At 53.3% G+C, this 22,033-nt stretch carries 21 protein-coding genes; 18 read left to right on the forward strand and 3 right to left on the reverse strand.

Going from position 1 to position 22,033, the window contains the following annotated elements; translation table 11 throughout:
* Positions 1-105 precede the first annotated feature (105 nt).
* The 12 genes from GQ39_RS02755 (at position 106) to fabF (ending at position 13,040) form a co-directional block, all read left to right on the forward strand.
* The gene (locus GQ39_RS02755; RefSeq protein ID WP_047538399.1) at positions 106-1,188 is read left to right on the forward strand and encodes a DegT/DnrJ/EryC1/StrS family aminotransferase; all 1,083 of its coding nucleotides are present in this window, start codon (positions 106-108) and stop codon (positions 1,186-1,188) included.
* A gap of 25 nt (positions 1,189-1,213) precedes the next feature.
* Complete coding sequence (locus GQ39_RS02760) at positions 1,214-1,885, forward strand: acetyltransferase (RefSeq protein ID WP_047527106.1); 672 nt, start codon at positions 1,214-1,216, stop codon at positions 1,883-1,885.
* Positions 1,882-2,349, forward strand: a complete 468-nt coding sequence (locus tag GQ39_RS31185) for a MaoC family dehydratase (protein ID WP_081997836.1) — start codon at positions 1,882-1,884, stop codon at positions 2,347-2,349. Before GQ39_RS02760 ends, GQ39_RS31185 begins: the two co-directional genes overlap by 4 nt.
* On the forward strand, positions 2,342-3,301 hold the full coding sequence (locus GQ39_RS02765) for a glycosyltransferase family 2 protein (protein ID WP_047527107.1): 960 nt from the start codon (positions 2,342-2,344) through the stop codon (positions 3,299-3,301). Before GQ39_RS31185 ends, GQ39_RS02765 begins: the two co-directional genes overlap by 8 nt.
* Positions 3,298-4,371: a glycosyltransferase gene (locus GQ39_RS02770; RefSeq protein WP_047527108.1), complete on the forward strand. Its 1,074-nt coding sequence runs from the start codon at positions 3,298-3,300 to the stop codon at positions 4,369-4,371. The genes GQ39_RS02765 and GQ39_RS02770 overlap by 4 nt, the downstream gene beginning before the upstream one ends.
* Before the next feature lie 109 nt (positions 4,372-4,480).
* The gene (locus GQ39_RS02775; RefSeq protein ID WP_047527109.1) at positions 4,481-5,281 is read left to right on the forward strand and encodes an ABC transporter permease; all 801 of its coding nucleotides are present in this window, start codon (positions 4,481-4,483) and stop codon (positions 5,279-5,281) included.
* An 11-nt stretch (positions 5,282-5,292) separates the two neighbouring features.
* Complete coding sequence (locus GQ39_RS02780; RefSeq protein WP_047527110.1) at positions 5,293-6,036, forward strand: ABC transporter ATP-binding protein; 744 nt, start codon at positions 5,293-5,295, stop codon at positions 6,034-6,036.
* Between the two features lie 118 nt (positions 6,037-6,154).
* The gene (locus GQ39_RS02785) at positions 6,155-8,068 is read left to right on the forward strand and encodes a glycosyltransferase (RefSeq protein WP_152613955.1); all 1,914 of its coding nucleotides are present in this window, start codon (positions 6,155-6,157) and stop codon (positions 8,066-8,068) included.
* A gap of 11 nt (positions 8,069-8,079) precedes the next feature.
* Entirely contained in the window at positions 8,080-10,203 is a 2,124-nt protein-coding gene (locus GQ39_RS02790) for a glycosyltransferase family 61 protein (RefSeq protein WP_161793920.1), read from the forward strand.
* 200 nt (positions 10,204-10,403) lie between these two features.
* A complete protein-coding gene (locus tag GQ39_RS02795) occupies positions 10,404-10,739 on the forward strand; it encodes a ComEA family DNA-binding protein (protein ID WP_047527112.1) in 336 nt (111 codons plus the stop codon).
* A gap of 199 nt (positions 10,740-10,938) precedes the next feature.
* Positions 10,939-11,733 carry an SDR family NAD(P)-dependent oxidoreductase gene (locus GQ39_RS02800; RefSeq protein ID WP_047527113.1) on the forward strand — a complete coding sequence of 265 codons (795 nt, stop codon included), beginning with the start codon at positions 10,939-10,941 and terminating at the stop codon, positions 11,731-11,733.
* A gap of 32 nt (positions 11,734-11,765) precedes the next feature.
* A complete protein-coding gene (gene fabF, locus GQ39_RS02805; protein ID WP_047527114.1) occupies positions 11,766-13,040 on the forward strand; it encodes a beta-ketoacyl-ACP synthase II in 1,275 nt (424 codons plus the stop codon).
* Here the strand turns inward: fabF and GQ39_RS02810 are convergent.
* Positions 13,037-13,594, reverse strand: coding sequence for a TetR/AcrR family transcriptional regulator (locus tag GQ39_RS02810; RefSeq protein WP_047527115.1), 558 nt, complete (start codon positions 13,592-13,594; stop codon positions 13,037-13,039). The genes fabF and GQ39_RS02810 overlap by 4 nt on opposite strands.
* A gap of 175 nt (positions 13,595-13,769) precedes the next feature.
* On the opposite strand from GQ39_RS02810, the gene GQ39_RS02815 reads away from it, so the two are divergent.
* Together GQ39_RS02815 and GQ39_RS02820 are read left to right on the forward strand one after the other, a co-directional pair.
* Positions 13,770-14,423 (forward strand): GntR family transcriptional regulator, encoded by a 654-nt coding sequence (locus GQ39_RS02815; protein WP_047527116.1) that lies wholly within the window; start codon positions 13,770-13,772, stop codon positions 14,421-14,423.
* Positions 14,424-14,438: 15 nt separating this feature from the next.
* Positions 14,439-15,290 carry an urea carboxylase-associated family protein gene (locus GQ39_RS02820; protein WP_047527118.1) on the forward strand — a complete coding sequence of 284 codons (852 nt, stop codon included), beginning with the start codon at positions 14,439-14,441 and terminating at the stop codon, positions 15,288-15,290.
* 162 nt (positions 15,291-15,452) lie between these two features.
* On the opposite strand, the gene GQ39_RS31190 is transcribed toward GQ39_RS02820, so the two are convergent.
* Both GQ39_RS31190 and eat read right to left on the reverse strand, forming a co-directional pair.
* Positions 15,453-15,620 carry a DUF2897 family protein gene (locus GQ39_RS31190; protein WP_081997838.1) on the reverse strand — a complete coding sequence of 56 codons (168 nt, stop codon included), beginning with the start codon at positions 15,618-15,620 and terminating at the stop codon, positions 15,453-15,455.
* Positions 15,621-15,745: 125 nt separating this feature from the next.
* Entirely contained in the window at positions 15,746-17,110 is a 1,365-nt protein-coding gene (gene eat, locus GQ39_RS02825) for an ethanolamine permease (RefSeq protein ID WP_047527119.1), read from the reverse strand.
* A 348-nt stretch (positions 17,111-17,458) separates the two neighbouring features.
* Between eat and kdpF the strand changes: the two genes are divergently transcribed.
* The 4 genes from kdpF to kdpC all read left to right on the forward strand — a co-directional run bounded on the left by kdpF (position 17,459) and on the right by kdpC (position 22,009).
* Entirely contained in the window at positions 17,459-17,548 is a 90-nt protein-coding gene (gene kdpF / locus GQ39_RS31195) for a K(+)-transporting ATPase subunit F (protein WP_007899818.1), read from the forward strand.
* Between the two features lie 8 nt (positions 17,549-17,556).
* A complete protein-coding gene (gene kdpA / locus GQ39_RS02830) occupies positions 17,557-19,251 on the forward strand; it encodes a potassium-transporting ATPase subunit KdpA (RefSeq protein WP_047527120.1) in 1,695 nt (564 codons plus the stop codon).
* 10 nt (positions 19,252-19,261) lie between these two features.
* Complete coding sequence (kdpB, locus tag GQ39_RS02835; protein WP_047527122.1) at positions 19,262-21,319, forward strand: potassium-transporting ATPase subunit KdpB; 2,058 nt, start codon at positions 19,262-19,264, stop codon at positions 21,317-21,319.
* A gap of 144 nt (positions 21,320-21,463) precedes the next feature.
* On the forward strand, positions 21,464-22,009 hold the full coding sequence (gene kdpC, locus GQ39_RS02840; RefSeq protein WP_047527123.1) for a potassium-transporting ATPase subunit KdpC: 546 nt from the start codon (positions 21,464-21,466) through the stop codon (positions 22,007-22,009).
* Positions 22,010-22,033: the final 24 nt, after the last annotated feature.

Below are 22,033 nucleotides of genomic sequence, written 5' to 3' on the forward strand. Positions count from 1 at the left end.
CAGGGCTCACGGCTTGTTCGTTGGAGAGATATTCAGCTCTTCGTAGTATTGAAATACAATCATTTTTTACAGAACTAAGTAGTCGTTTTGCTTGTCGGGGCGTTCATGAATATTACAGTTACGAAGCCGTTTATCCCTCCCTTTGGTGAGTTTCAGACTTATCTACAAGGGGTTTGGGAACGTGAATGGTTTACCAATAATGGGCCGTTGGTGAACGAGCTTGAATTAAAACTCAAGGAAAAGCTTAACGTTGACCATCTGCTGTTTCTCAGTAATGGTACGATCGCGCTTCAAATTGCAATTCGAGCGCTCGATTTGCAGGGTGAAATCATCACCACGCCGTTTAGTTATGTTGCTACTACTTCCAGTATCGTCTGGGAGCGTTGCGAACCTGTTATGGTTGATATTTGCCCAGATACTCTGAATATCGACCCGGAAAAGATCGAGCAAGCCATTACGTCGCGCACTTCCGCTATTTTGGCAACCCATGTATTCGGCAATCCATGTGATGTTGAAGCGATTGAAAAAATTGCACAAAAACATCAGTTGCGCGTTATTTATGATGCTGCTCACGCGTTCGGTACTCAATATAAGAAGCGCTCGCTATTGGCCTATGGCGATATCGCGACCTGTAGTTTTCATGCCACCAAGCTTTTTCATACTATTGAAGGGGGCGCTGTAACCACGTCCAATCCTGAAATACTGAAAAAGATGGCAATGATGCGAAATTTTGGTCATTCGTCGCTCACAGAGTTCGGTGGGGTAGGCGTGAATGGCAAAAATTCCGAGGTGCATGCTGCCATGGGCTTGACGAATCTCAAGTATGTTGAAGAGATTCTTAAAGTTCGTAAAGAGTTGTGCGAGCACTACAAGTCCGAGCTCACGGATCTGCCTATTCGATTCCAGAAAATTGCCGAAAATACTGATTACAACCATTCTTATTTTCCGGTCATATTCGATGATGAAAAGACGCTCCTGCACGTCATGGCAGAGCTGAATCTGAACAATATTTATCCTCGTCGTTATTTTTACCCTTCGCTTTCTGAATTGCCTTACGTCCACGAGCAACGCTCCCCAATCTCGGAAGATGTTTCACGGCGTATTATGTGCCTGCCGCTTTACCATACGCTATCGCGTGAAGAAATCGACATGGTATGCCGGATTATCAAGCGCTCGATTAGATATTGAATTGTATTGGTTTGCAGGAGGCTGTATGAAAAAATATTTTGGGATCATCGGCGCTGGTGGATATGGCCGTGAAGTAATCCCCCTCGCCAAGGCTATGGTAGACGACCTCCTTGCGAGCGATAGCGCGGAACTATATTTTGTTGTCGAGGGCGAAATCGGAGAGGACACCATTAATGGTTATCCCGTTATTTCGCTAGATCGTTTTCTATCCTTGTCGGGCGAAAGACTATTCAGTATTGCAATTGGGGCATCCGACGCGAGGGAGCGTATATCTGCCGTCTGTGAAAGTCAGGGGGCGAAACCGTTCTCGGTCATCGCTGGAAATGCTGTGATCCTTGATGGCAACGAGATCGCGGAAGGCGCGGTGCTTTCGCCATTTGTGACGGTCACTTCAAATGCGAAAATTGGCAAGCACTTTCATGCGAATATCTATTCTTATGTTGCCCATGATTGTGTAATTGGTGATTTTGTTACGTTTGCACCAGGTGTCAAATGTAATGGTAATGTTGTTATTGAAGATCACGCCTATATTGGTACAGGGGCTTCTATTATTCAGGGCAAGGCTTCGCGGCCGTTGACCATCGGACGTGGTGCGATCGTTGGTATGGGCGCTGTGGTGACCAAGAGTGTTCCTCCAGGCATTACAGTCGTGGGGAATCCGGCTCGCCCTCTCACGCGAGAGGCGATGCGTAAATGACAACAATTCATTTATTCCCGACTGAGTTGGCGATCGAACAAATTGAAATCGGTATGCAGGTTTCATATTCTCATACAGTAACGGACGCCGATGTTAAAGCGTATGCCGGATTGTCGGGAGATAATAATCCCGTCCACATGAGTGACGAGTACGCACAAAACTCGAGATTCAAGGCGCGTATTGCGCATGGTCTGTTTTCGGCTGGTTTCTTTTCTGCAATGTTTGGAACGCGGCTGCCAGGTCCGGGTTGTGTTTATATTTCGCAGAATCTCGTTTTTAAAGCACCCGTTTATCTTCAGGACACAGTTGTAGCCACTGTTTGTGTAAAAGCAGTGTGCACCCGTAAGCGAGTGGTGACATTCAGAACTTACTGCACTGTCAAAGGTCAGTTGGTAATTGACGGCGAAGCGGAAATTTTTATCCCTAAAAAGCCAAAATCAGAAGAAGGGGTGACCAGTGCTTAAAGAGGCGGTTGGCATATCGGTTCTGTTGGTTGCATACAACCACGAAAAACATATTCGCCAAGCGCTGAATTCCTTGTTTGGGCAGGTATTTGATGGGCCGATCGAATTGGTCGTGGCGGATGATAAATCTTCCGATAGCACGCTTTCGATTATTCAAGAATATGAAGGCACTGATCCACGCTTTACATTCAAATACCTGGACTATAGTGAAAATTTAGGTATCACGAAAAACTACAAGCGCGGTTTTGAAGCTTGTACTTCGGAATTTGTGGCGGTGCTTGAAGGGGACGACTACTGGATCAGTCCCTGCAAGCTGCAACGCCAGGTAGACTTTCTGACAGCGCATTGGGAGTCAGATGTATGCTCTGTCAATTATTATGTTTATGAAGAGGATCGTGCACACCTTTCACCTAGAGTTCCGGCTTCCACCGTGCATCGGTTTATCTCTGCCAGAGAATTGATAGCCGATAATGTTGTAGGTAATTTTTCAACCTGTATGTACAGGCGGAGTGCCTTGAGTCGACTCCCCGAAGGGTTGTTTGATATCAAATCATATGATTGGATCACCAATATTGTTTTGGCCAAAACCAGCTTGATTGGATTTTTGGAAGAGCCAATGTCTGTCTATCGTCTTCACGGTGGTGGCGTTTGGACACAAACCCCGCACATCGATAAGTTGAAAGCGCAGTTGGCCATTCTGCCCGCATACGATGCGTTGACAGATAATGTTTTTCACGAAGACTTCGAGCGACTCTCCAGTCATTTACGTCATGTGATTACAGTCTCCCAACTCGGGCACGTTGCCGAGTCCGTTGGGAAACCAGTGTTTCGTGTAATTCCGATACTTGTGAGCTTAATGCCACCCGTTTTTATAATGGCAATCAAATTGCTTGTTCCCGTTGCAGTCATGAATCTACTTGCCAGGGTCGTTAAACGGAGTCGTTCCGTATGAAAAAACCTACAGTATCCGTCATCATGGCGACTTATAATCACGCCAGTTTTGTTGAACAAGCAATCAGAAGCGTGCTCGGGCAAGTGGATGTGGATTTCGAATTCTTGATTTCGGATGACGGCTCTGCGGACTCGACCCGAGAGGTGGTCGCCTCAATCAAGGATGAGAGGATCAAGTTTTTCCCTAATGAAGTGAACCGAGGAGCTGGTGTTGTTACCAACGAGCTAATTGGGCGTTCATCGGGTGAATTTATCGCACTCATCAATTCGGATGACTACTGGTGCGATACCGATAAACTTGCTTATCAAGTCAAGTTCCTGCGAGACAATCCTCAGGTTGGTGCCTGTTTCGGCAGGGCGCGTTTTGTCGATAAAGACGGCAACTCCATGGGTAAGGCATCGGACGTATTCGACCAAGAAAATCGTTCGCAGGGTGCTTGGTTGAGGCGTTTCTTCGAATTGGGAAATTGTATCTGCCATCCAACAATGCTGATTCGCAAGAGTTGTTACGATCATCTGGGCATGTACAGTAATCGGCTGCGGCAGTTACCAGATTTGGAAATGTGGATTCGTTTGGTCAAACACTATCCGATCCATATATCCGATCGGGAATTGATTACCTTTCGATTGATGCCTGGTGAGAACGCAAGCAGTCAAACCGTTTCCAATTCGATTCGTACCATGAATGAGCATTATCTGATAGCCGATGAGTTTTTTGATGATGTGACTGCGAAACAGTTGGAAGATGGATTTTCTGATTTGATCAAGTTCAAGGCGATCACTTCCGATGTTCATCTTGATATCGAAAAGGCGCTTTTATACTGGAATTATAATCAGTGGCTGGGGAAACCCTATCAGTTGATTGGAATGTTGAAACTGAACAAGCTCCTTAACAGTTCAGCTCATCAAAAAGTCATTGTTGAGGATTATGGCATGGATGACCGGTGGTTCCAGAAGGAACTGGGGGAGATCGATGTGCTTCGTCCAAAAGTCGTTGCGGTGATGAGTCAACAGAAATCAAGAGCTCTCGGGGTTTGGCAGCGGGTATTGTCCAGACTCTCCCATTCTTGAATGTTCGAGAGCGTGTGTTTGATGTTTATTGAATATTCGTCGATTGATGAGATACCTGGTCCGGGAGATACCCGACCAGGGTTGATTTTAACTAAGTGTGGCGTAATTAATGACAAGTAATTCAATATTTAACGCGCTGGCCGACATTGTTTCGTCAGCAAAGCGCTATCCACTCGTCGGCATGCTGGGATGGGCGGATATTAAGCAGCGATACAGGCGTTCTCGATTAGGCGCGTTTTGGCTGACCGTCAGTATGGGGGTAATGATTGCCTCTATTGGTTTGGTATTTGGCCAGATTTTTAATACGCCGATGCAGGAATACTTGCCATTTCTCGCTTTGGGGATCGTCCTTTGGGGGTTCATCTCGTCCAACGTGACTGAAGGTTGTGTAGCATTTACTTCTGCTGAAGCGATTATCAAGCAGTTAAATATTCCTCTTTTTGTTCATGTGCTTCGCTGTTTCTGGCGCAATTTTATTGTGTTGGGGCATAATATTGTCATCATACCGATTGTCTTCTTGATTGTTGGAAAGCCACTGACCCTGACGATGCTGCTGTTTGTACCGGGCATCATTCTACTGTCTATAAATCTGCTCTGGATTTCTCTGGTTCTTGGGGTATTAAGCACCAGGTTCCGTGACATCACGCAGATCATTGTAAACGCTACCCAAGTCGTATTTTACCTGACCCCCATTATGTGGGCGCCGTCGTTGCTTCCTTCACGGCATGCGGCCTACTTGCTCAATTTGAACCCGATTTATCATTTGCTGGAAATTACTCGTGGGCCGGTATTGGGTACTACGCCTGCTGCAGAGAGCTGGATCTTTTCGATCGCCATGGCAGTGATCGGTTGGTTGGTTGCAATTGTTATATATAATCGGTATATGCGCCGTATCCCTTACTGGCTTTGATGGAAAATTGTATGGCTTCTATTGATTTTAATAACGTCACTGCCGAATTTCCCATTTACAATGCTAATGGACGCTCTCTAAAAAAGCGGCTTATTCAGGTCGCTACGGGCGGAAAGTTGTCAGCAGATGAGCGGGGGCACGTCGTCGTTCGCGCTTTGGAGGATATCAATTTTTCCTTCAAGGACGGCGATAGGGTTGGCTTGCTAGGGCATAACGGAGCGGGTAAGAGCACTTTATTACGCCTGTTGTCCGGGGTTTTTGTGCCCACTTCAGGTGTTGCCAGTATCGAAGGTGATATTGGTTCGTTAATTGATATCTCGCTTGGCATCGATCCGGAGGCGACAGGGCGAGAAAATATCTATTATCGAGCAGCTCTCTTAGGGATCAGCAAGTCTGAAATCGAACGTAGATTTGACGAAGTCGTAGAGTTCTCCGAACTGGGTGATTTCATCGATATGCCTACGCGGACTTATTCTTCAGGTATGCATCTGCGCTTGGCATTTTCCGTCTCTACCATTATTTCTCCAGAGATTCTTCTGATGGATGAATGGTTGTCTGTAGGCGATGCAAATTTCCAGCATAAAGCAGAGGCGCGGATGACTGATATTCTCAACTCTACCAAGATACTGGTGGTGGCGACGCATTCACGTGAGCTCGTCCTGAACACCTGTAATAGGGTTATCTGGCTGGAGCACGGAAAAATCAAAATGGACGGAGATCCTGCTTCTGTCGCGACCGCTTATTTTGGCATGTAATTTTATTTAATTACGCAGTTGAGTTTATAGTGTTGAAAAGCTCACCCTTTCTCAGGGTGGGCTTTTGGTTTATTTGATCAAAATTTTGAGGGTTGTGCTGATTCGCTGAGGCATGCCAGTGAACTGGCTAAAAGGGGAGGGGGGCCAGGTTTTCTCGGCTCATGGGGATTTTAGAATGCGAAATTTAGTAAATAAAATGATCAAGTATTTGAAGTCTGTTGCCCATGATTATCTTTTCAAGATTTTCAAAAAAGAACCTCAGAAGTTCGACGCGGTTAAACTGGCATGCAAGGAATTGCTTGATAAGGATTTCTACTTGGAAAGGTATCCTGACATTGCTGCCGCCAATGCCGATCCCCTTTCCCATTACATCGAATATGGTTTTGCAGAGGGGCGTTGGCCGTTTTCAATTACCAGTGCTGATGCCGGACTTCGAATTCAAAAGGCTCTTGAGTTTGATCCGTTGAACAGCATGGCTGTAAAATTGAACTTGATGTTGACTCTGAGTGCGCCGGATCTGGATACGATAAGGCGTGGACTGGCGTGGTATAAGGCTGGGGTAGCAACGCCTGAATTGATCGAGTTGCATCGCCAATTAATTGAAGAATCAGCGGTCGCGTTACTCATTAATCGATATCGGAATTCAATTAAATTTTCAGAGATGCACTCCGTTCTAGGTGAGTTTCTGGAGCTTTTGCCGGAATCGAATCAAATCAAAACGGCACTCGCTCTTTGCATATTCAGGCTTGGTCGGTTCGAGAAAGCGGGTAAAGCCTTTTCAGAGTTATCCGAGATACCTCCAGTTTTTGAAGGTTTGGTTTCGGAAGCAGTAATGACTATCGCCGAAGCAAAAAAAGTCAATATAGATCTGCCTTGCGAGTCGCAGATCCTGCTGTTGGATTCGTCCTTTCCGTCCAAGGTCTCTTCTTTTCGTTATGGGGAGTTCAAGAGCTATCTCGAAGAGATTGATGAGTGCTCAATACAGGTGCTACCGGATAACTTGTCAAAATACGGGGAGCCACTGCCGTTTCATGCACAGGTAGATCAATTCAGAAAAGTCAGCGGGCTGGCGTCGAATCGAATCAGGTATTTTGATACTGACTTTATTGGCGACTCCAAAGTCGCTTATTGCGTCTTCTTGAACCTGGCTGATTATTTTTATACTCAGATAGGTCTGCCATCTGCCGAGCATCTTTTGTTTACCCTTTATCCGGGTGGTGGGTTCAATTTGAATGACGGGGTTTCGGATCAGAAACTTCACAGGCTTTGTGATAACCCAAAGTTGTCAAAAATTATTACAACTCAGAACGTCTCCTATCGATATCTGGTCGAGGGTGGTTTTTGTGAGCCGGACCGCATTCAGCATATATACGGCGGCATCATTCCAAATATTTATACCTTGGACGATCATGTGCCGACGGCGAAGAGCCTGGATAAGCCACTCGATGTTTGTTTTGTTGCTCAAAAATATTCGGCGACCGGCGCTGAAAAGGGGTATGACGTATTTGTCGATATCGTCAAAAATTTTGCGAATTCACCAGACATCCGTTTTCACGTCGTTGGTGGCTTTGATAAAAATACCATTGAGCTCGGTGATATTCGTAATGTCACGTTCTATGGGACGCAATCCGCAGATTTCTTTGATGGTTTTTACACAAATATGGACTTGATATTGTCTCCCAATATCCATCTTAGTGCGTTGGATCCTTCCCAGCCGGAATCGTTTGATGGTTTTCCAACAACCGCTGTAGTAGAAGCCGGATTGAAAGGAGTTGCTGTCTTCCTGACCGATTTTAAAGGCATGAATTTTCATCTCGATGGCAGTGATATTTTTAAAGAGCATGAGATGAAGATTATTGACAGGGATCCTGATTCAATCAGTCAATTGATTAACGGCTATCTGTCCGATCGAGAGGCATTGATGGAACTTGGGCAAAACGGTAGGCGTGCCATCTTGAGGGAGTTCAGTTATGAGGGGCAGATGCGCCCTCGGATTGAGCTGCTCAATCATTACCTTTCTGCTACTTCTTGAGGTGAATGACGGTGAAATCTTTGTTTGCTAACTGTCTTTCTATCAGCAAATCGTGCCTGCGCCGACTGCTTGCAAAGCTTTCGGTTCCTCGAACAAGAAATGCTGTTGATAATATTGATTCTCGACTTGAGATTGTCTTACCGTATTTTGACGTTGGTTACTGGTCGCGTTGCTATCAAGGCGATGCAGGTAGTTCAGGTGAGTCTGTCGTTGATTTTGTTAGCAAAGGGTTCAGCAAGGATAGTAACCCTCATCCATTATTCGATAGCGAGTACTACTTGGCACAATTGCCGGGTGTGCAATGGTTGAATATTACCCTTCTAGAACATTATGTTCTGGAAGGTGCCGCTGCCGGCCTTGATCCCTCACCCTTTTTTTCGACGAACTACTATTATGATTCCTATCCTGATGTTAAAGAGGCATGTGTAAATCCTTTATTACATTTTATGCATTCTGGCATTCATGAAGGTCGTGAATCGCTGTCGATTGTTGAACTTGTGTTGGGCCCCTATTTAGACGATAACCTGTCCGGTACTGTTCAAAATGAATTTTTCATGGCGTATCAAGCCATACATAGCGCGTCGCTAAAGCGTTTTCGACAATCAATAAAACTTCTTCGACTATCCAAGAGTCATATTCCCGCACCACTCTATTTGAAAATAGCCGGCATATGTTTTTGTTTGGCAGGGCGTTTTTTGAGTGCACAGCGTATTTTTCAGGAGTTGTCGCAACGTCCTGGAATTTTGGATGCGGATAATTTGTATTCGTACGCTCTGACGAAGGCAGGGGAAATTGCAGAAGGGCGAGGGGATAGCGATCTTGCTTATAGAAACTATTCCTTGGCTAACCAGCGTGGATATGAGTTGGCAGGACATGCTTTGATAAAACTGTCTCGACGGTATTTTAATAAGGGGATGGTGTCTCAAGCATTACGTTTAATTGGTGAAAGCAAGGTCAAAAAGGCAACGCTCGGAACGCATATTTTGCCCATGCGTTCGGTCAAGAGTCATTGTATTGAATTCGATTATTCATACTACGAGATTTTTCCATCACGCCCCATAGCGGAACTATCCTTGAGCTTCCTTGAGGAAGGCTCGCCGCTTACGTCTGAAGAGGGTGATTTGTTAGCACCACCATTTTACATTGCGCTCATGGAAAAGACGGTCGGTATTTCTAAATGCAATGTCGTCGTCAGTAATCGACAGGTTGTTTTAGATGGTATTACGCATCCCGTTTTTTACCGCTCGGGATTGGGTGATATGTACGATAAAGAAAAAATTATGCTCTCCAGAAATGGGGAGGAAGCGTTGGTGCAGTGGCCAAATAAACAACCCGAGGTGCTTGACAACGGATTAAAAATGTTTGGTGTTCAAAGCGGCAATTATGGACATTGGTTTCTTGAGTATTTGCCCAGAATGCTGGCGTTCGACAGTGATTTCTGTGACGAGAGTTTTTCAATTGTGGTGGATGCGAACATGCCCCAGTCACATCTGGATTCGCTCTCTCTGCTTAATTCAAAGAAGCGGCCTGTTGTTGTCTTGCCAGTTAATACAATCGTCGAATTTTCCAGGCTGGCTGTCGCGCCGGTTCCCGCTTTTTTTCCATTGGATGTCGAAGAGGGAGTTGCTTATGACACGGTTTGGCCAAGTGATATTTTCTCACAATTGAAAGCAAAGATTATTGAAGGACTGGAAAGGGAAAATTTTGTATTTTCTGAAAAGTCGACACGCTTGTTTCTGTCTAGGCGTGGCTTCAGCAGTCGACAGTTGGTGAATGAAGTCGAGTTAGAAAAAATATTACACGACTTAGGATTCACAACAATCTACCCGGAAACGATGAGTTTCGCCGAACAAGTCGATGCATTTCAATCTGCCACAATTGTGGCTGGTTCTTGTAGCTCGGCCCTTACAAACGCGATTTTCTGTAACGCCGGAGCGCGCATCGTTGCTCTGATAAATGATTGCCCGGATTTCAATTTTCGGGGATATGCCAGTTTTATCGAGGCTGGTGGTGCGCAGATCTTGTTTGTCCGGGGGGTGTCTTGTCCGGACCAAGCTTCAGTACATCGTTATCATCGTAGTTATGTTATTCCGACTGAAGCGTTTTCCAAGGCAATTCAGTGGGCGCTTCATTAGTGTTGTGCAGGCTGATTTGAGGGTCCGTAAATTCGATTGGTTGCAGCCGCGATTGGGGATGTAGTAATGGGATGGGGATCAAATCTTGATTGTTTCACATCCTGCAATGGACACATTTTTGACAGGCTCCAGACATCACCTAAGTTTGGGAGACAGCTTCGGAAAGCTGTTTTCTCAATTGATGTCATGGAGCGTCATTTATGCGTACTGGCTACTTCAACTCCCTGGTTTTTGCCCTTCTGACCACTGCCTCTATCGCTGCAACTGCGGCTCCCGCTGCGAAGCCGGAGAGCAATAATGCCCCCATGGTGATGGAGGTTTCTCCAACTGCACAATCGGGCAGAATCGATCTAAATGTTGCCGATGCTTCCACATTGCAAAAGGAACTCTCCGGAATCGGCGAGGCGAAGGCTCAGGCGATCGTTGCGTATCGTGATATCAATGGACCGTTTGCTTCGGTGGACGAGTTGCTCGAAGTGAAAGGAATCGGCAAGGCAATTCTGGATCGTAATCGCGATAAGCTGGAAGTGAACTAAGCTAAACATTCAACGCCAAGGGGGCCGGTCATTGACCGGCCTTTTTGCGCTCTGGCGTTCGCAAAGCTGCGCCTTCCGTCCGCCGCCTAAAAATTACGACTATCATATGGCGTTTAAATTATGCATATAATAAATACCCGTCGAGGCGCGTTGAGGTTAATGCGCTGACCTTTTCTCAATCATTTCCAGGAGCACAGTCATGACTTCCACCCAATCCCAAGGTACGGCCCTCGTCACCGGCGCTTCCTCCGGTATCGGGGCGGTTTACGCACAGCGTCTGGCGGCGCGTGGTTTTGATTTGTTGTTGGTTGCTCGTGATCTGCAGCGGCTGGAAGAAGCGGCGAGCCAGTTGCGCGCCGAGCATGGGGTTCAGGTCGAAGTGTTGAAGGCAGATCTGACGCAAAAGGAGGATGTGCTGAAACTCGAGCAGCGTCTGCGCAGCGATTCGAGTATCAATCTGTTGCTGAATAACGCCGGTGTTGCGGCGGACGGTTTGCTGGCCAATGCCGATACCGATCAGTTGGAGCGATTGATCCAGCTGAATGTCACTACCGTCACGCGCTTGGCATCGGCAGCGGCCGCCAGTTTTGCCAAGGCGGGTCGGGGCACGATCATTAATATTGCCTCGGTCGTGGCTTTGTTTCCCGAGCGTTTCAACGCGACCTACAGCGCCAGCAAGGCCTATGTGTTGAGCCTGACCCAGTCATTGAATGCCGAACTCGACGGCACCGGGGTTAAGGTCCAGGCTGTGTTGCCGGGCGTCACTCGCACCGAGATCTGGGAGCGTTCCGGTATCGATGCGACCCAAATTCCCGCTGATATGGTCATGGAAGCAGGAGAGATGGTCGATGCTGCGCTGTCGGGTCTGGATCAAGGTGAGTTGATCACCATCCCTTCCTTGCCGAATCTCTCTGAGTGGGAGTCGTATGTAGCGGCGCGTCATGCGATGGCGCCGAATCTGTCCAGAAGCCAGGCCGCCGCGCGTTATAAATGAAGCGCCACTAATCGGCATGAGGTATTTGCGTAATGAGTAATCGTCGAGTAGTTGTAACGGGCATGGGCCTGGTGTCCCCGCTGGGTAGCGGGGTCGAAGCTGTCTGGTCGCGTCTGTTGGCGGGACGCTCCGGATTGCGGAAATTGCCCGATGAGGTGGTTGCCGATTTGCCTGCCAAGGTCGGCGCTGCGGTGCCAACGCTGGCGGAGGATGCCGAGGCCGGTTTTGATCCGGATCGGGCAACCGCGCCCAAAGAGCAGAAAAAAATGGATCGCTTCATTTTGTTCGCCATGGAAGCGGCGCGGCAGGCGATTGAACAGGCCGGTTGGCAAGCGCAAACCGCTACTGCCCAGGAGCGCACGGCAACCATCATCGGTTCCGGCATCGGTGGTTTCGGTGCGATAGCCGATGCGGTGCGCACCACTGACACCCGTGGCCCGCGACGTTTGTCACCGTTCACTATCCCGTCGTTTCTGGTCAATCTGGCAGCGGGACATGTATCAATTCAACACGGTTTCAAAGGGCCGTTGGGGGCGCCCGTGACAGCCTGTGCTGCCGGGGTTCAAGCAATCGGCGATGCGGCGCGTTTGATTCGTTGTGGTGAGGCCGACATCGCTGTGTGTGGTGGAGCAGAGGCGGCGATCGATCGGGTCAGTCTCGCCGGTTTTGCAGCTGCTCGGGCCTTGTCCAGCGGTTACAACGACACCCCGGAGCGTGCCTCACGGCCGTTCGACAGTGGGCGCGATGGTTTTGTCATGGGCGAGGGCGCCGGCCTGCTGGTGATCGAGTCTCTGGAACACGCCTTGGCGCGGGGGGCTCAACCCTTGGCGGAGCTGGTCGGTTACGGCACCAGTGCAGACGCCTATCACCTGACTGCAGGGCCTGAGGATGGCAACGGCGCGCGCCGCGCCATGTCGTTGGCATTGGCGCAGGCCGGTGTTGCGCCAGAGCAGGTCCAGCACTTGAATGCCCACGCGACCTCGACGCCGGTTGGCGATTTGGGGGAATTGGCGGCGATCAAGGCATTGTTTGGAACGGATAACAAAATTGCCGTGACATCGACCAAGTCGGCGATCGGGCATTTGCTCGGCGCAGCAGGCGGAGTCGAGGCGATTTTCACGCTGCTGGCGATCCGTGATCAGATCGTACCGGCGACTCTGAATTTCGACAATCCTGACCCCGCTGCCGATGGCGTGGACATCGTCCATGGTCAGGCTCGGCCGATGGCCATCGAATATGCGCTGTCCAACGGTTTCGGGTTTGGTGGGGTCAATGCCAGCGTGTTGTTCAAGCGCTGGGAAGGTTAGCCTTGTGATTGTTTAAGTGACGCGCGGGTTACGTCGAGAATCTGCCGGGCCAGCTCGGGATTCTCGACACAGCGCGAAAGCAGCAACGCCCCGACCAGCGTGGACATGATGACAATGCTGCGTTTTTCCGTATCGTCCCCTTCAAGGGTGTTCTGGATTTGTCGAAGTCGCGCATTGAGCACCGCATCTGAAGTCGGACTCGGCTGCCCGCGCATGCCGAGCTCCGATGACATCGTGGGCAATGGGCAGCCTTGATCTGGGCAAGTCTGGTGCCGTTGCGACAGGTAGGCATCGATGAAGGCATCCAGCGGTCGATCCTGAGCGAACAGCTCTGCACAAACGACATCAGCCTCATCCCCTGCCGCCTGTAAGGCCTTTTCCACCAATTCATCCTTGGACTTGAAGTGCGAGTAGAAGCCACCGTGAGTCAAGCCCAGCGCTTTCATCAGAGGTTGCAGGCCGGTTGCGCCGATGCCGTCACGGCGAAAGCGCGCTGAAGCTTCCTTGATGATGCGTTGGTGGGTCTGGGCTTTATGGTCCTGCGAATAACGCATCTGATATCTCCACATCAATGCGCCATATTAACCCTTGAAAATTGCATGGTGACTGTACTTCTATTTCTAAAAAGCATGCAGATGCGACTAACCGATCGTGATGCATTGCACCTGATGGCACGAATAGTGATTACCTGTTGGCTGACGATTGTTGAACAATCCTGAGGCAATGAGTATGAACAGCGGACTGTCACTGGCTGACCACATCACATTGGAGTTGCGCGCCGACATCATCGGTGGACGCTTGCTGCCTGGCATGGCGCTGGTGGAAAACGACCTGGTCTCTGCCTATAACGCCTCGCGTAACACCATCCGTGAAGCCTTGCATCGTCTTGGTCAGGATGGCTTGACCCGCTATGTGCGCAACAAAGGCGTCATGGTGCGCAAGTTGGGCAGTGATGATGTGCGGGACCTGTTCAAGGTCCGGCGCACGCTGGAACTGCAAGCCATCAGTGCCAGTCACCCCCTGCGTGACTATCAGTCCGACCGGATGCTCCAAGCCCTGGAAGCCACAGAGTTGGCGCGGGAGCGCGAGGACTGGCGCGCCGTCGGCACCCACAGTCTGCAATTTCATCAACACATTGTCGGGTTGCTGCGCAGCCCGCTGTTCGATGAGTTCTTTACCAATGTCGTGGCTCAATTGCGCCTGGTGTTTTGCACCGCGCCCGATGAGTCGCGTTTTCAGGCGCCATGGCTGGCCCGCGACCGGCAGATCCATGAACTTCTGGTCGAAGGCAACAAGCGTGCGGCCGAGGAGGCCATGGGCCTGTATCTCGACGATTCCGAACACCAGCTGTTGCAAATGCTTGCGCCTTCGTCCCATCACTGATCGAGGATTCGTGCCATGTACAAAGACTATCCGGCGGCCTATCAAGTCAGCAAAGGCTCCGCCTTGCAGGTGGATAAAGCCTTTTATGAGCGGGTGCGTGATAAGAAGGAGGGACGCACGCTGATCGAGTCCTTCGAAGTACCGATTCGCACCGGCCGCGCCTGGAAAGTCCCGGCCGGCCATGTGTTTCGCGTGACGACACCGGTCGGGCCGCAAGTGGGTGATTTCAACGTCTGGAATGCCAACGACCCGCGCGAGCGCTTGTGGGCGTCGCGCACCCGGCAGCTACAAGGCGCACACGTCAGCACCCATGACCGGCTCTGGTCGAACCTGCCGTTTCTGCGGCCGCTGGTGACTATCACCGATGACAGCCTGGCGGGCTACGGGATTGATGAACATGGCGGTCGACTGCACGATTTGCTCGGCACCCGCTGCGATCCCTATGTGAACAAAATGCTCACCGGCGAGGATTTTCACCACCACTGCCACTCCAACCTGACCCGCGCCGTGCTGCCCCACGGCCTGACCGAGTTCGATGTGCACGATGTGTTGAATATTTTCCAGTGCACGGGGCTGAACCACGACGACATGTACTTCATGAAAGCGTGTCCGGCCAAGAAGGGCGATTACCTGGAATTTTTCGCCGAAATCGACCTCCTGTGTGCACTGTCGACCTGTCCAGGCGGAGACTTGTCGTTGGCCATGTGGGGGCCTGACGCGCAGGATCCGCTCAGCGTTTGTCGTCCGTTGGGCGTGGAGATTTATCGGTTGGAGGAATCGTTGCTGGAGGGGTGGAGCCAGCCTGAGCGTGCGGCCTACAAGGGGCTGCATGGCTTGCACATTGCCAAGGCTGATTGGGAAAAATAGCCCCGCACCCTGTAGGAGCGAGCTTGCTCCGGGCGGCGTTCCGACGATGGACTCAAGAACGCCCGCGTTTAGCCTGCAAACACGCGTCATCGTTAACGACCATCGCGAGCAAGCTCGCTCCTACCCGATGAAAAACAAACCCCGCGGATACAGCAGGTTTTTTCAGCGGTCCTGCGCATCCTTGGCGTCCGCTTCCGCATTACGCTCGGCTACGCGTCGACGTTGCTCTTCGGTCAGATCGACCTTGTTGGCGGTGTCACGCAGCATCATCAAACCGCCAACGATGGAGCCGATGGCTATTACCAGTATCAACCAGGCATACCAGGGCATAGGACTCTCCTTGAAGGCAGGCCGGTTGGCGAGGTTCGACAACCGTGCGTGCATACCACTTTGAGTGAATGACTTTCGCAGTGGTTCCATTCTATGCCTGATAGGTCAGCTGCACCGTGATTGTTTTAACGCCCGGTCAACATCGCATCCGCCGGCGCATCGGCACGTAACTGCCCGGTGAGCATGAAGTACACGAACCCCACCGCCATGAATGCGAGGAAGATCAGCCCGATCAACATGTTGAACCACGCCATCGCCACCAGGCAAACCACAGCGAGCACCAATGCAATGAACGGCACCAGTGGGTAGCACGGGGCGCGGAAGGTGCGCTCCAGGTTCGGCTCGGTTTTGCGTAATTTGAACAGGCTGAGCATGCTCATGATGTACATCACGATGGCGCCGAACACGGCCATGGTGATCATCGCCGCCGTCAGGGTCATGCCGCCAAGGTTGATCAGGCCATCGCTATAGATCGCTGCAATGCCGATCACGCCGCCGGCGATGATCGCCCGGTGCGGTGTCTGGAAACGCGACAGTTTGGCCAGGGAGGCGGGTAGGTAACCGGCGCGGGCCAGTGCAAAAAATTGCCGCGAATAGCCGAGGATAATCCCGTGGAAACTCGCCACCAGCCCGAACAGGCCGATCCACACCAGCATGTGCAGCCAGCCCGAGCTTTCGCCGACCACGGTTTTCATTGCCTGTGGCAGCGGGTCGTTGATGTTCGACAGGGTGCGCCAGTCGCCGACGCCACCGGCGAAGAACATCACCCCCATCGCCAGTAACACCAGGGTCAGGATCCCGCTGATGTAGGCCTTGGGAATCGTGCGTTTCGGGTCCTTGGCCTCTTCGGCGGCCATGGCTGCGCCTTCGATGGCCAGGAAGAACCAGATGGCGAAAGGAATCGCCGCGAACATCCCGGCAATCGCCGGTGCGCCGAACACATTGGAACCGGCCCAGCCATTGAGGGCGAAGTTGCTGAAGCTGAACGCCGGCGCGACCACACCCATGAACACCAGCAGTTCCGCGACCGCCAGCACACAGACCACCAGTTCGAAGGTCGCCGCGAGTTTCACTCCAAGGATGTTCAGGCCCATGAAGACGATGTACGCGCCGACCGCGGCGTGTTTCGGGTCGAGGGCTGGAAATTGCACGTTGAGATAGGCGCCAATGGCCAGGGCGATGGCCGGCGGGGCAAAGACGAACTCGATCAGCGTCGCCAGCCCGGCGATCAATCCGCCTTTCTCGCCGAAGGCTCGGCGACTGTAGGCAAACGGACCACCGGCATGGGGAATCGCCGTGGTCAACTCGGTGAAGCTGAAAATGAAGCAGGTGTACATGGTGGCGACCATGAATGAGGTCACCAGAAAGCCCAACGTCCCGGCCACGCCCCAGCCATAACTCCAGCCGAAGTATTCACCGGAAATGACCAGCCCGACCGCAATGCCCCACAAGTGCAGGGTGCCCAGCGTGGGTTTGAGTTGTGTGTTCATGCGTTTGCTCCCTCAACGGATTGGACAGCTCGGGGGGAGGGCGTGTGCAGTGGGCGTGCCATTTCGTGATTTGCCGTCGTAAAGCGATGAAAGCTGTCGTATCGGGGATGTTCGGCTCTGTATGCCGGTATTTTTTGCTCCAGATGAGAGCGTCGTCGTCAGTCATGCCGCCATCGCGGGCAAGCTTGCTCGCGATAAGGCCCGACAGAACACCGCTGTAACAAAGCCATAAACCCACTCTTTACACTTTCTTTATGCCCCGCCACACCCCTCGATCTCGTTCCTTTACAGCCTCCCTGTCGACAATGACTCCACACGCGGCAATGCGCCGTAACACGGAGAATTTCCATGAGCGTTCTGGACGGGGTGTCACTGCTGCTGGCAGTGGGGCTGTTCATTTATCTGTTGGTTGCGCTGTTGCGCGCGGACCGGAACTAGGAGCGGCTATGCACAGTTATGACTATTGGCTGATCCTCGCGTTTTTTGCCTTGGTATTGGTCCCGGCGCCGTTTCTCGGACGCTTCTACTACAAGGTCATGGAAGGTCAGCGCACCTGGTTGACGCCGATCCTCGGCCCGGTCGAGCGTGGCTGTTATCGGGTGGCGGGGGTCGATCCGCAGGCCGAACAGAGCTGGCAGAAGTACGCACTGGCCTTGCTCGCCTTCAACCTCGCAGGCTTCTTGCTGCTGTTCTTGATCCTGGTGTTCCAGGACCATCTGCCGCTCAACCCGCAAAACCTGCCGGGTCAGGAGTGGACGTTGGCGTTCAACACCGCCATCAGCTTCATGACCAACACCAACTGGCAGTCCTACAGCGGCGAAGCGTCGTTGAGCTACCTGAGCCAGATGGTCGGCCTCACCGTGCAGAACTTCGTCAGCGCCGCCACCGGCCTGGCCGTGCTGGTTGCGCTGTGCCGTGGCATTGGCCGCAAGTCGACCAAAAGCCTCGGTAACTTCTGGGTCGACATGACCCGCGCCACCCTCTACGGCTTGTTGCCGATGTGCTTGCTGCTGGCGCTGTACCTTGTCTGGCAGGGTGTGCCGCAAACCTTCGCGCAGTATGTGAATGCCGTGACCATGCAAGGCGTCGATCAGGTGATCCCGCTCGGTCCTGCTGCCAGCCAGATTGCGATCAAACAATTGGGTACCAACGGTGGTGGCTTCTTCGGCGTCAACTCGGCGCATCCGTTCGAGAACCCGACGGCGTGGAGCAATCTGTTCGAGCTGGCGTCGATCATCCTGATCCCGGTAGCGCTGGTGTTTACCTTCGGCCACTACGTGAAAGACCTGCGTCAGAGCCGCGCGATCATCGCCTGCATGTTGGCGCTGTTCCTGATCGGCGGCGCCACCTCGCTGTGGGCTGAATACCAACCGAACCCGACCCTGAACAACGTCGCCGTCGAGCAGACCGCACCGCTGGAAGGCAAGGAAGCGCGCTTCGGCACCACCGCCACTGTGCTGTGGTCGGTGACCACCACTGCCGCGTCCAACGGCTCGGTCAACGGCATGCACGACAGCCTTAACCCGCTGAGTGGCATGGTCGCGCTGGTCAACATGATGGTCGGCGAAGTGATCTTCGGCGGTGTGGGCGCCGGGCTCTACGGCATGTTGCTTAACGTGTTGATCGCGGTATTCCTGGCGGGCCTGATGATTGGGCGCACCCCGGAGTACCTCGGCAAGAAACTGCAGGCCAGGGAAGTGCAGCTGTTGGTGGTGACTTTGATGGTCATGCCGATCGGCGTGCTGGTGCTCGGCGCGATTGCCGCCAGCCTGCCAGGCCCGGTAGCAGCAGTGAGCAACCCGGGTGCCCACGGTTTCAGTCAGTTGCTTTATGCCTACACCTCGGCCAGCGCCAACAACGGTTCCGCGTTCGGTGGCTTTAGCGCCAACACGCCATTTCATAACCTGATGCTGGGCCTGGGCATGTTGATCGGTCGCTTCGGCTACATCCTCCCGGTACTGGCCCTGGCCGGCAGCCTGGCGATGAAGAAAACCGCACCGATCAGCCAGAACAGCTTCCCGACCCACGGCCCACTGTTCGTGACCCTGCTGACCGTGACCATTTTGCTGGTAGGTGGTTTGACCTTCCTGCCGACCTTGGCGCTGGGTCCAATCGCTGAACACTTGAGCATGGGTTTCTGAGGACTATTTGATGAATATGCCCGTAACCAAAACCGTCGCCGCGAAAGCGCCGGAGCAACCGAAAACCGCAATCTCGGCGCTCTGGCGCCCGGCGCTGGTGCAAGCCTTCGTCAAGCTCGACCCACGCCAGTTGCAGCGTGCGCCCGTGATGCTGGTGGTCGAACTGACGGCGATCCTGACCACCGTGCTGTGCTTCATTCCAGACACGGCGGTGCCGACCTTCGTCGCCGCGCAAATCGCCGTGTGGCTGTGGTTCACCGTACTGTTCGCCAACTTTGCCGAAGCTCTGGCCGAAGGTCGTGGCAAGGCGCGCGCCGACAGTCTCAAGGCCGGCAGTGAAGGCCTCAGCGCTCGCCGTAAAACCAGCAATGGCACCTTTCAAGTGGTGCCGGCCACCAGCCTGCGCAAGGGCGATGTGGTGCGCGTCGAAGCGGGGGAGATGATCCCCGGTGACGGCGAGGTGGTCGAAGGCATCGCCGCGGTCAACGAGGCGGCGATTACCGGTGAGTCCGCGCCGGTGATCCGCGAGTCCGGCGGCGACCGCTCGGCCGTCACCGGCAACACACGGCTGGTGTCTGACTGGCTGTTGGTGAAGATCACCGCCAACCCGGGCGAATCGACCCTGGACCGCATGATCGCTCTGGTCGAAGGCGCAAAACGCCAGAAAACCCCGAACGAAGTGGCCCTCGACATTCTCCTGATCGGCCTGACCCTGATCTTCCTGCTGGTGGTCGTCACCTTGCAGCCGTTCGCCCACTTCGCCAACGGCAGCCTGCCGCTGGTGTTCCTGGTGGCGTTATTGGTCACGCTGATTCCGACCACCATCGGCGGTCTGTTGTCGGCCATTGGTATTGCCGGGATGGATCGCCTGGTGCGTCTGAACGTGATTGCCAAGTCCGGTCGCGCCGTGGAAGCGGCGGGGGACGTGCACGTCCTTTTGCTGGACAAGACCGGCACCATCACCTTCGGTAACCGTCGTTGCACGGCGGTATACGCCGCCCCGGGCGTCAGCTCGAAAGAGCTGGCCGAAGGTGCGTTGTTCGCCTCGCTGGCCGATGACACCGCCGAAGGCAAATCCATAGTCGAATTCCTGCGTGCCCTGCATCCACAACCCGAACCGAGGGCTGAGTTGCTCACCGGCGTGCCGTTCAGCGCCGAAACGCGCCTGTCGGGTGTCGACTATCAAGGTCGCGTGTACCGCAAGGGGGCGGTGGATTCGCTGCTCGCGTTCGTTGGCCAGAAACGCGCCGAGCTCGCCCCGTCCCTGTCGCGGGAAATCGACAAGATCGCCCAGAGCGGCGGCACCCCGTTGCTGGTCTGTGCCGACGGCAAACTGCTCGGCGCGATCCACCTTAAGGACGTGGTCAAGCCCGGCATCCGCGAGCGTTTCGCCGAGCTGCGCAAACTGGGGATTCGCACGGTCATGGTGACCGGCGACAACCCGCTGACCGCTGCGGCGATTGCCGCCGAAGCGGGCGTGGATGACGTGCTGGCCGAAGCCACGCCGGAGAAAAAACTGGCGCGCATTCGTCACGAGCAGAACGATGGCCGCCTGGTCGCCATGTGCGGCGACGGCGCCAACGACGCCCCGGCCCTGGCCCAGGCGGATGTCGGTATGGCGATGAACGACGGCACGCAAGCCGCCCGTGAAGCGGCGAACATGGTCGACCTCGACAGCGACCCGACCAAGCTGCTGGACGTGGTGCAGATCGGTAAGGAATTGCTGGTGACCCGCGGTGCGCTGACGACCTTCTCCATCGCCAACGACGTGGCCAAGTACTTCGCGATTTTGCCGGCGCTGTTTGCCGCGATCTACCCGCAACTGGGCGTGTTGAACGTGATGCACCTGAGCAGCCCGCAGAGCGCGATTCTCTCGGCGATCGTGTTCAACGCCTTGATCATCGTGGTGCTGATTCCGCTGGCGTTGCGCGGTGTACGAGTCCAGGCGGCCAGTGCCGCGGCATTGTTGCGACGCAATCTGCTGATCTACGGGCTGGGCGGAATCCTGGTGCCGTTCGTGGGCATCAAGGCGATCGACATGCTGTTGACGGCGTTGCATCTGGTTTGATCTGGCACCCCCTACTGTAGGAGCGAGCCCGCTCGCGATGGTGGTCAACGATAACGCGCCCTTTCTGACAAAGCGCGGCGCCTTCAGATCCATCGCGAGCAAGCTCGCTCCTACAGGTTTTCCTGCGAATTCGAGGATTTTGAAATGTCCACAATGATACGTCCGGCCTTGAGCCTGTTGGTTTTGATGACCCTGATCACCGGCGTGGCTTACCCCTTGGTGGTCACTGGCGTGGCCCAGGTTGCATTCCCGGATCAGGCCAATGGCAGCCTGGTGCGCGATGCCCAGGGCAAGGTCCGGGGCTCTGCGCTGATCGCCCAGGATTTCGTCGGCGACGCCTGGTTCCACCCACGGCCATCGGCCGGTGCATTTGCCACCGTGTCGAGCAGTGCCAGCAACCTGTCGCCGAGCAACCCGGCGCTGGCCACTCGGGTGATCGACGATGCCAATAAACTGCTCATACCCGGTCAGGGCCCGGTGCCGTTGGCGCTGATTACCACCTCCGGCAGTGGTCTCGATCCACACTTGCCACCGGCGGCGATTGCCTATCAACTGGCGCGTGTCGCGGCAGCGCGCAACGTCCCGGTGTCTACGCTTGAGCAATTGATGAATGCGCACATCGAGCAGCCGCTGGTGGGGCCGCCGGTGGTGAATGTGTTGGCGCTGAATATGGCGTTGGAAAAACTGTAGATCGGTGGCGGCGTCAATCGCTAG

It is taken from the genome of Pseudomonas sp. 11/12A (assembly GCF_000800055.1).
GTDB lineage: Bacteria > Pseudomonadota > Gammaproteobacteria > Pseudomonadales > Pseudomonadaceae > Aquipseudomonas > Aquipseudomonas mohnii.